8 protein-coding genes are annotated in these 9,815 nt (G+C 72.1%); 2 read left to right on the top strand and 6 right to left on the bottom strand.

The features are described from left to right. The first annotated feature begins 289 nt into the window (after positions 1 to 289). A complete protein-coding gene (locus IO36_RS35865) occupies positions 290 to 1,711 on the top strand; it encodes a SulP family inorganic anion transporter (RefSeq protein ID WP_037626498.1) in 1,422 nt (473 codons plus the stop codon). On the opposite strand, the gene IO36_RS35860 is transcribed toward IO36_RS35865, so the two are convergent. From IO36_RS35860 to IO36_RS35850, 3 genes are all read right to left on the bottom strand, one after another. Then, positions 1,675 to 2,478, bottom strand: coding sequence for a class I SAM-dependent methyltransferase (locus tag IO36_RS35860; protein WP_037626495.1), 804 nt, complete (start codon positions 2,476 to 2,478; stop codon positions 1,675 to 1,677). The two genes, IO36_RS35865 and IO36_RS35860, sit on opposite strands and share 37 nt — an antisense overlap. A 484-nt stretch (positions 2,479 to 2,962) precedes the next feature. Further along, positions 2,963 to 3,448 (bottom strand): hypothetical protein, encoded by a 486-nt coding sequence (locus tag IO36_RS35855; protein WP_037626493.1) that lies wholly within the window; start codon positions 3,446 to 3,448, stop codon positions 2,963 to 2,965. Between the two features lie 66 nt (positions 3,449 to 3,514). Next, positions 3,515 to 3,784 (bottom strand): peptidase, encoded by a 270-nt coding sequence (locus IO36_RS35850; RefSeq protein ID WP_425535567.1) that lies wholly within the window; start codon positions 3,782 to 3,784, stop codon positions 3,515 to 3,517. Between the two features lie 179 nt (positions 3,785 to 3,963). Between IO36_RS35850 and IO36_RS35845 the strand changes: the two genes are divergently transcribed. After that, a complete protein-coding gene (locus tag IO36_RS35845) occupies positions 3,964 to 6,123 on the top strand; it encodes a serine/threonine-protein kinase (RefSeq protein WP_037626489.1) in 2,160 nt (719 codons plus the stop codon). Positions 6,124 to 6,175: 52 nt separating this feature from the next. On the opposite strand, the gene ilvD is transcribed toward IO36_RS35845, so the two are convergent. The 3 genes from ilvD to IO36_RS35830 form a co-directional block, all read right to left on the bottom strand. Further along, a complete protein-coding gene (gene ilvD / locus IO36_RS35840) occupies positions 6,176 to 8,029 on the bottom strand; it encodes a dihydroxy-acid dehydratase (RefSeq protein ID WP_037626487.1) in 1,854 nt (617 codons plus the stop codon). Between the two features lie 181 nt (positions 8,030 to 8,210). Next, positions 8,211 to 8,828, bottom strand: coding sequence for a TetR/AcrR family transcriptional regulator (locus IO36_RS35835; RefSeq protein ID WP_037626485.1), 618 nt, complete (start codon positions 8,826 to 8,828; stop codon positions 8,211 to 8,213). Next, positions 8,825 to 9,649 carry a sugar phosphate isomerase/epimerase family protein gene (locus IO36_RS35830; protein ID WP_209441320.1) on the bottom strand — a complete coding sequence of 275 codons (825 nt, stop codon included), beginning with the start codon at positions 9,647 to 9,649 and terminating at the stop codon, positions 8,825 to 8,827. The genes IO36_RS35835 and IO36_RS35830 overlap by 4 nt, the downstream gene beginning before the upstream one ends. Between the last annotated feature and the right edge of the window lie 166 nt (positions 9,650 to 9,815).

Below are 9,815 nucleotides of genomic sequence, written 5' to 3'. Positions count from 1 at the left end.
GGCTGAGTGGGGGCAGGGGCTGAGTGGGGGTAGGGGCTGAGTGGGGGCGGGTGCCGGGCGGGTGCGGGGGTGCGGGGGCGTGAACGGAGGTGGATCGTTCGCACATCGGAGACGCATGCGCTCCCGCATTCGCGTGACGTGGGCTCAGAGGGGCTGCGCGATCAACCGGCTTACCTGACAATGGATTTCACGTGCGAAACGGCTCCGTGCCGGTTCGCCGGACCAGTCGTGCCCTCCCCCCGGCACGGCGCCCACGCATCTCCCGCTGTCGACCGGAGGTGCTGTCGTGCTGCGCAAGGCCGATCTGTTCGCGTCCCTCGTCGTCTTTCTGGTGGCTCTGCCCCTGTGTGTCGGGGTCGCCATAGCGTCCGGTGTGCCCGCCGAGCTGGGGCTGGTGACCGGAATCGTCGGTGGGCTGGTCGCCGGGGTGCTGCCCGGAAGCAGTCTGCAGGTCAGCGGCCCCGCGGCCGGGCTGACCGTGCTCGTGTACGAGGCGGTGCGCACGTACGGCGTCGAGGCGCTGGGCGTGCTGGTGCTCGGCGCCGGGCTCGTCCAGCTCGGGCTCGGGCTGCTCCGGCTCGGGCGGTGGTTCCGGGCCGTGTCCGTGGCCGTCGTCCAGGGAATGCTCGCCGGGATCGGGCTGGTGCTGATCGCGGGCCAGGTGTACGCCATGGGCGACACGGCCGCGCCCTCCGGCGGCCTCGGGAAGATCGCCGGGATCGTCTCACTGGCCGGCGCCGCCGATCCCGTGGCGCTCGCCGTCGGCGGGGGCACCGTGGCCGTCCTGCTGCTGTGGCCGCGCTGGCATCGGGGCGCCCGGGTCGTGCCGGCGCCGCTGCTCGCCGTCGCCCTCGCCTCGGCCGTGACCGGGGCCTTCGGTCTCCCCGTGCGCCGGGTCGAGATCCAGGGGCTGTTCGACGCCGTACGGCCGCCCGCCGCGGCGGACCTCGGGCGGCTCACGGAAGTGGGCGTCCTCGGCACCGTGCTGGCGTTCGCGCTCATCGCGTCGGCGGAGTCGCTGTTCAGCGCGGCGGCGGTGGACCGGCTGCACCAGGGGCCGCGTACCGACTACGACCGGGAACTCATCGCCCAGGGCGCCGGGAACACCGTGTGCGGGATTCTCGGGGCGCTGCCCATGACCGCCGTGATCGTACGGAGCGCGGCCAACGTGCACGCCGGGGCGCAGACCAAGGTGTCGCGGGTGCTGCACGGGGTGTGGCTGCTCCTCTTCACCGCCGTGGTGCCCGCCGTGCTCGGGCTCATCCCGGTGGCGGCGCTGGCGGGGCTGCTGGTGCACGCGGGGTGCAAGCTCGTGCCGGTGCGGGAGGTCCGGAAGTTGTGGCGCGGGCACCGTGGTGAGGTGGCCGTGCTCGCGGTGACCGCCGTGGCGATCGTGGTGGGGAACCTGTTCGAGGGCGTGCTGGTCGGGCTGGCGCTGGCCGTGGCCAAGACGGCCTGGGACATCAGCCATGTCCACGTGGAGACCGAGGACGTGGGCGCCGCCGGGATGGTCGTACGCGTGGTCGGCAACGCCACGTTCCTGCGGCTGCCGAAGCTGCTGGACGCGTTGGAGGCGCTGCCCCGCGACCGGGTCGTACGGCTGGAGCTGGGCGGGTTGCGGCACGTGGACCACGCGTGTGCGGCGGCCCTCGACGCGTGGGCCGCCGGGCGGGATCACGAGCGGATCGCCACCAGCAGCTCCACGACGTAGGTCTCCTCCACCGAGCCCTCCGGGAAGGCCTGGAGGAGGTGGTCGCGTTCCTCGGCGAAGAACGCTGCGGTGGCCTCTTCGCCGAGGACCAGGAACTGGGAGTGGCTGCCGATGTTGGCGAGCCGGGTGTCGACCGGGACGCTCCGGCTCCAGCGGACCTGGCGGTGCTCGAAGGAGAGGGTGCCGGTGGGGTCGGCGGCCAGGGAGTCGACGGGGCGGTTCGAGGCGGGGGACTTCTCCTTCTTGATGTCCTTCTCGTCGAGGCCGAGGAAGAGTTCGGCGCGCCGGGCCGCCGCCTCGATCCACGGGACGTCGAGGGCCTGGGTGTTCCACCACAGGGCCAGCGCCCCGCCGGGGCGCAGCACCCGGATCGCCTCCGGCACGGAGCGGCGCGGTTCGGTCCAGTGCCAGGACTGGGCGTAGGTGAGGACGTCCATGGAGGCGGTGGCGAGGGGCAGGGCGTCGCCGCTGCCGCGGACGATCGGGATGCCGGGGTGGACGCGGCGGAACTCGGCGGCCATGCCGGGGCCGGGTTCCACGGCGAGGACGTTCGCGCCGCGGGTGTGCAGCAGGCCGGTCGAGATGCCGGTGCCGGCGCCCACGTCTGCGGTCCTGGCACCGTCGAGGGAGCGGCCCGCGAGTTCTTCGACGGCGTCGAACAGGGCGGGCGGGTACGAGGGGCGGTTGGCGGAGTACTGGGCCGCGGCGGCGTTGAAGGAGTGGGCGCGCTCGGCGTGCCGGCCGGCTTCGGACGAGGGTGGCGTCATCTGGGAATGATTGGGTCGGGGCCGTGCCGGTGCATCAGCCCGTCGCCGTTGGACAGGGATGTGGACGTTAGTGGCGACGGGCATCGATGTACCGGCACGTCCCCTCACGCCGAATCCCGGCTGCGGGTGCGTCGGGGAGGCGGCGGCGGTCTCAGGCGGCCGACCCGAGGACCAGCCGGCGTGAGCGTCGGTGGCGACGGGCATCGATGTACCGGCACGGCCCCTCGCGCCGAATCCCGGCTGCGGGTGCGTCGGGGAGGCGGCGGCGGTCTCAGACGGCCGACCCGAGGACCAGCCGGCGTGAGCGTCGGACCGGCGCGGCCCCTCGCGTGCGTCGCCGAGTGCGGGAGCGTCGTGGTGGCGACGGCATGTGATGTAGCGGCACGGCCCCTCGCGTGCGTACCCGGCTGCGGGTGGTTCGGGGTGGCTGGGGTCCTTACGGCGCCGGATCCGTGTTCGCGTGGTGCCGGAGGCTGGTCGGTGGTCAGGCTCGGCGGCGCTTCTTGGCCGGGTTGCCGGCGCGGCGGGTCGTGCGGCGGACGTACTGCTCCTTCGCCGTCTCGTACTCCTCGCGGTGGAGCTTCTCGCCCGGGGCCTCGGTGAGGGAGCGGAAGCAGTAGGCGAGGAGGGAGCCGACGAAACCGATGGTCAGCAGGCCGCGCAGGGATGCCTGGCGGTCGGGGTCGGGGCGCTTGGAGAAGGCCTCCAAGGTGTGGCGGAACGCGAGCGCGGTGCACACCGCGAACATCAGCACGACCATGACGGTCACGGGCTTGCCCACGTCCGCGATGGTCAGGCCCTGGTAGGCGAAGCGGAGCACGAAACACGCGGCCACCGCGGCGGCCAGCGATCCGACGGCCACGCCGATGCGGCGGCCGGTGTAGTTGCCGTCGTGCTCCACCCAGGTCGTCCCGAAGAAGCGCAGGGGCTCGGGCTGGGGGCCTGCCGGGGTGCTGGTCTCGTCGCTCACCCGACGATTATCGCCCCGGTGCCGGGCCCGACGGCTGTCGGACCCGTCACCTCGGGCGGTGCTCGGTCAGGAGCACTTCGCGGCGACGTAGCCGTCGCTGCCCGTCTGGACGTAGGCGTCCGAGACGTACTGGCCGTTCGAGATGTTGTCCCAGATGTTGCTCGTGCCGAACGGGCCGGCCACGGATTCGCCCGGGCACTGGCAGTAGATCGGGATGCGGGAGCCCGCCGGCAGCGTGCGGACGACGCTGTAGTGGGTTCCCGGGCCGCTGCGGACGTTGACGTTGTGGCCCGGCGCGAGCGGGTACGTGCGCAGCGCCTGCGCGGTGGGCGTCATCTCGTCGGCCGCCGCGTCCGTGATCACGATGTCTTCCGTGGCCATATCTCATTCCCCCGTTGATCGATTCACGCCAATTTCAAGCTGCGCGAGGAGGCTAGCAAGCCGCCGAGGTTTCGTACGCGGGATCGACTAGGCTCTGCGCGTCGCGCATGCGGTCGATCCCACGGGGGTGAGTGATGCCGCCACAGCGCAGCACCGGTACCGATTCGGAAGCGGAACATCCGCGTTACGCCGGACAGTACCTGCTGGAGGCGAGACTGGGCTCCGGTGGCATGGGAGTCGTGCATCTGGCGCGTTCCGCCTCCGGGTTGCGGCTGGCCGTCAAGGTCGTGCACGCCGAGTTTTCCCAAGACCCCGAGTTCCGGGGGCGGTTCCGTCAGGAGGTCGCGGCCGCGCGCCGGGTCAGCGGTGCCTTCACCGCGCCCGTCGTGGACGCCGATCCGAAGGCCGAACGCCCTTGGATGGCAACCCTGTTCATCCCGGGGCCGACGCTCGCCGAGCACGTGAAACGGAACGGGGCGCTGTCCACGGACCGGCTGCGCCATCTGATGGCCGGGCTCGCCGAGGCGCTGCGGGACATCCACCGCGCCGGTGTCGTGCACCGCGACCTCAAGCCGAGCAACGTCCTGCTGGCGGAGGACGGGCCGAAAGTCATCGACTTCGGCATCTCGCGTCCCGCCGACAGCGAACTGCGCACCGAGACGGGCAAGTTGATCGGCACGCCGCCGTTCATGGCGCCGGAGCAGTTCAGCAGGCCGCGGCATGTGGGGCCGGCCGCGGATGTGTTCGCGCTGGGGTCGGTGATCGTGCACGCGGCCACCGGGAGCGGGCCCTTCGACTCGGACAGCCCGTATCTGGTCGCCTATCAAGTCGTGCACGACGAGCCGGACTTGACGGGTGTGCCGGAGGAACTGCTCGACCTGGTCGCGCGCTGCCTGGCCAAGGAGCCCGAGGACCGGCCCACCCCGGACGAGCTGATGACCGCGCTGCGCTCGGTCTCGGCCTCGTACGAGACCCGGGCCTTCATTCCCGAACAGCGCACCGGGGAAGGGGAGTCGGTCTCGCCGAGGCCGAAGCCGAGGCCGCTGCACCAGTGGCCGCAGGGCGCCGAGGACCGTACGCATGCGGCCGCCGTGAAGAGGGGCGGGCGACGGCGACGTCTGCCCGCGTTCGTCGCGGCCGGTGGGCTCGTGGCCGCCGCCGTTGTCGCCGGCGCCCTCGGACTGCCCGGCGGGTCGCAGAGCCCGGCGGCGGAACACCACACCAACACCGCGTCCGGGAGCACCTTCCGGCCCTGGAACCTCGATCTGAAGGCTTCCGGTGCCCGGGCCGAGGGCCAGCCGCGGTGCGCGTCCACGGCCCGGGCCCTGCTGTGCGTCCGGCCCGGTGTCCTCGCCGCGGCCGTCGATCCGTACAACGGCAAGGTGCTGTGGTCCCGGAGCGGCGCCGGGAACAGCAGCACCTACTCCACGCCCGCTCCGGTCCTCTCCGGCGGACTCCTGCTCGTCCAGAACCGGAACGGACACCGGCTGACCGCGCTGGATCCCACGACGGGCGCGACGCGGTGGAGCAAGGACATCGAGCCCTACGGCGGCCTCGTCGCCCACGTCGCCGGCATGGTCCTGCTCACCGGCCCCGACTCCGAGGTCGTCGCGCTGGACGCCGCCACCGGCGAGGAGGCGTGGCGTCGTTCCGTTCCGGGGGTGAAGCTCCCCCAGTTCCAGTCGTTCGGGGACGGGGTCGCCTATGTGGTCTCGACCCCTACGCTGTCCACGACCCTGGTGGCCGCCGTGGATCCGCGGACGGGTGCCACGGTCTGGCGGCGGAGCATGGACGGGCAGCTGAGCGTCGTGGCCGCCCGCGGGGGGACGGTCTGGTTCACCTCGTCGACCGTCGACCAGTACACGGACGCCGTGGTGCGCTACGACGTGACGCACCGCAGGATCCACCGCACCGCGCTGCACGTCCCCCTGGCCCAGACGCAGGTGGCCGTGCAGGGAGATGCCGCCTATCTGCTGGGGAACGACGGATCGCTCGTCGCCGTGAACACGAGGACGGCGAAGCAGCTGTGGCGCGTGGAGACGTCCGTCAGCAAGGCGTCGGCCCCCGTCGTGGCCGGGCGTCGGCTCTACCTCACCGCGGTGGACGGGCGCCTCGTCGCCGTCGACACCGTCCGGGGCGCGCTGCTCGGCCAGACGAAGGCGCGGCCGGGCGGCGAACGGGGGGCACTCGTAGGCTCGCTCCCCTCCCCCGTCATCTCCGGCACCCAGGTCTATGCCACCGCCCCCGACGGGGTGCTCTTCGCGGTCGACGGGCGGGATCCCTCGGGGTGGTGAGACGTGAAGGGGCCGCCCCGGGTGGGGCGGCCCCTTCACATCGGCTGTGCGGCTAGCCCAGCTTCGAGACGTCGCGCACCGCGCCCTTGTCGGCGCTCGTCGCCATCGCCGCGTAGGCGCGGAGGGCGGCCGAGACCTTGCGGTCGCGGTTCGCGGGGGCGTAGACGCCGTTCAGGGCCTCGCGGCGGGTGGCCAGCTCCTCGTCGGAGACGAGCAGTTCGACCGAGCGGTTCGGGATGTCGATGCGGATGCGGTCGCCGTCGCGGACGAGGGCGATGGTGCCGCCGGAAGCGGCCTCCGGGGAGGCGTGACCGATCGAGAGGCCCGACGTGCCGCCGGAGAAGCGGCCGTCGGTGATCAGGGCGCAGGTCTTGCCGAGACCGCGGCCCTTGAGGAACGAGGTCGGGTAGAGCATCTCCTGCATGCCCGGGCCGCCCTTGGGGCCCTCGTAGCGGATGACCACGACGTCGCCGTGGGTGATCTGCTTCTTGAGGATCTTGTCGACGGCCTCGTCCTGGGACTCGCAGACGACCGCCGGGCCCTCGAAGGTCCAGATGGACTCGTCGACGCCGGCCGTCTTCACGACGCAGCCGTCGACGGCGAGGTTGCCCTTGAGGACCGCGAGGCCGCCGTCCTTGGAGTAGGCGTGCTCGGCGGAGCGGATGCAGCCGCCCTCGGCGTCCTCGTCGAGGGCCTCCCAGCGCTCGGACTGGGAGAAGGCCTCGGAGGAGCGGACGCCGCCGGGTGCCGCGTACCAGAGCTCGACCGCCTCGGGCGAGGGGGAGCCGGCGCGCACGTCCCAGGTCTTCAGCCAGTCGGAGAGGGACGGGCTGTGGACGGAGTGGACGTCCTCGTTCAGGAGGCCCGCGCGGTGCAGCTCGCCCAGCAGGGCGGGGATGCCGCCGGCGCGGTGCACGTCCTCCATGTAGTACGTGCGGTCCTTGGCGACGTTCGGGGCGACCTTGGCGAGGCACGGCACCCGGCGCGAGACCTCGTTGATCTCGTCGAGGCCGAACGGGACACCCGCCTCCTGGGCGGCGGCCAGCAGGTGCAGGATCGTGTTGGTGGAGCCGCCCATGGCGATGTCGAGGGCCATGGCGTTCTCGAAGGCCGCGTGGGTGGCGATGTTGCGCGGCAGGACCGACTCGTCGTCCTGGTCGTAGTAGCGGCGCGTGATGTCGACGACCGTGCGGGCCGCGTCCTCGTACAGGCCCTTGCGGGCGGTGTGGGTGGCGAGGACCGAGCCGTTGCCGGGCAGGCTCAGACCGATGGCCTCGGTCAGGCAGTTCATCGAGTTGGCGGTGAACATGCCGGAACAGGAGCCGCAGGTCGGACAGGCGTTCTCCTCGATACGGAGGATGTCCTCGTCCGAGATCTTGTCGTTCACGGCGTCGGAGATCGCGTCGACCAAGTCGAGCGTGCGGACCGTGCCGTCCACCAGGGTGGCGCGGCCGGACTCCATCGGGCCGCCGGAGACGAAGACCGTCGGGATGTTCAGGCGCAGGGCGGCCATGAGCATGCCCGGCGTGATCTTGTCGCAGTTCGAGATGCAGATCAGGGCGTCGGCGCAGTGCGCCTCGACCATGTACTCCACCGAGTCCGCGATCAGGTCGCGGGAGGGCAGCGAGTACAGCATGCCGCCGTGGCCCATAGCGATGCCGTCGTCGACCGCGATCGTGTTGAACTCGCGGGCGATGCCGCCGGCGGCCGTGATCGCCTCGCTGACGATCCGGCCGACGGGCTGGAGGTGGGTGTGTCCGGGCACGAACTCCGTGAAGGAGTTGGCCACCGCGATGATCGGCTTCCGTCCGATGTCCGCGCCCGGTACACCGGAGGCGCGCATAAGGGCGCGTGCGCCCGCCATGTTGCGGCCGTGGGTGACTGTGCGGGACCTCAGCTCGGGCATCGTCGCTCGCTCCTTCGGAGAGTAAAGACTGAAGTCGAGCGTACGCCGCTGCTCCAGGATCCGGACAGGCCGTCCGCATCCCGGGACGTACGTCTCGCCCTGCGGGTGGTTCCGTACGGCGTCCGCGCACGTCGGACGCATTCGCCGAGGTGGGGCCTGCCCGGTCGGGGGCCCCGCTCGCTCATGGGTTCGTCAGGTGTCCCTGCACCACGGGCGCGACCCGGGCCACGATGCGCTCCAGGTCCGCCGAGGCCAGCGGCTCCACCTTGATCACGTAGCGCAGCATGGCGACCCCGACCAGCTGGGCCGCCGCGAGCTCCGCGCGCAGCTCCGCGTCCGGTACGTCCAGCCGGCCCGCTATCCGGCGCAGCAGCTGGGCGGCGACGAGACGGCGGAAGACGGCGGCCGCGGTGTCGTTGTTCACCGCGGAACGGACGATCGCCAGCAGCGGGGTACGGCTCCTGGGGTTCTCCCAGATGCCGAGGACGAAGCGGGTCAGACGTTCGCCGACGTCGTCGAGCGGGCCGTCGACGATCTTCTCGGGCGCGTCGAGCGCGGGGGCGAAGGCGACCTCGATGGCCGCCTCGAAGACCTGCTCCTTGGTGCCGAAGTAGTGGTGCACCAGGGCCGAGTCCACGCCCGCCGACTTGGCGATGCCGCGGACCGACGTCTTCTCGTAGCCGCGCTCGGAGAACTCCTCGCGGGCCGCCTCCAGGATGCGGTCGCGGGTGGCGGGGCCCGCCTCGGTCTGGGTACGGGTGGGGCGTCCCCGGCCGCGGCGCGGGGCGGCGTCCGTCATACGCGGGGCACCTTCACGGCCGAGGCGAGATGGAGCCGGGTGAAGGCGAGGGCCTCGGCGAGGTCGGCCTCGCGCTCCGCGCTGGACATCGCACGGCGGGTGTTGACCTCGATGACGACGTGGCCGTCGAAGCCGGACAGGGCGAGGCGGTCCAGGAGTTCGGCGCAGGGCTGCGTGCCGCGGCCCGGCACCAGGTGCTCGTCCTTGTTGGAGCCGTTGCCGTCGGCGAGGTGGACGTGGCCGAGGCGGTCGCCCATGCGGTCGATCATCTGCAGGGCGTCGGTGCGGGCGGTCGCGGTGTGGCTGAGGTCGATCGTGAAGTGCCGGTAGTCGTCCTTCGTCACGTCCCAGTCGGGGGCGTACGCGAGCATCTCGCGGTCGCGGTAGCGCCAGGGGTACATGTTCTCGACGGCGAATCGCACGTCGGTCTCGTCGGCCATGCGCCAGATTCCGGAGACGAAGTCCCGGGCGTACTGGCGCTGCCAGCGGAACGGGGGGTGGACGACCACGGTGCTCGCGCCGAGCTTCTCGGCGGCGGCCTTGGCTCGCTGGAGCTTGGTCCAGGGGTCGGTGGACCAGACCCGCTGGGTGATCAGCAGGCAGGGCGCGTGAACGGCGAGGATCGGCATCCGGTGGTAGTCGCTGAGGCGGCGCAGCGCGTCGATGTCCTGGCTGACGGGGTCGGTCCACACCATGACCTCGACGCCGTCGTACCCGAGGCGCGCGGCGATCTCGAAGGCCGTCGCGGTCGACTCCGGATACACGGAGGCCGTGGACAGCGCGACCTTCGCATCCGGGATCCGCACGACTGGTTTTGCCACGAGGGACAGCGTACGGGGTGCTTCCGGGGGTTGGGCGGGGAGCGGTGGGCTTGGCCGGGAGCCTGTTGTGCGCCTTCGGCGGGGGTGGATCGGGGGGGTCGCTCGGGCGGGCGCCGGGCCTCCGGCCTGGGGTGCGGTTTCCTGGGGCGGTGGTGGGGTGTCCTCG

The sequence above is a fragment of the Streptomyces aureus genome (assembly GCF_000725495.1).
In the GTDB taxonomy this organism is placed as follows: domain Bacteria; phylum Actinomycetota; class Actinomycetes; order Streptomycetales; family Streptomycetaceae; genus Streptomyces; species Streptomyces aureus_B.
This window is presented reverse-complemented; position numbering and strand designations above follow the sequence as displayed.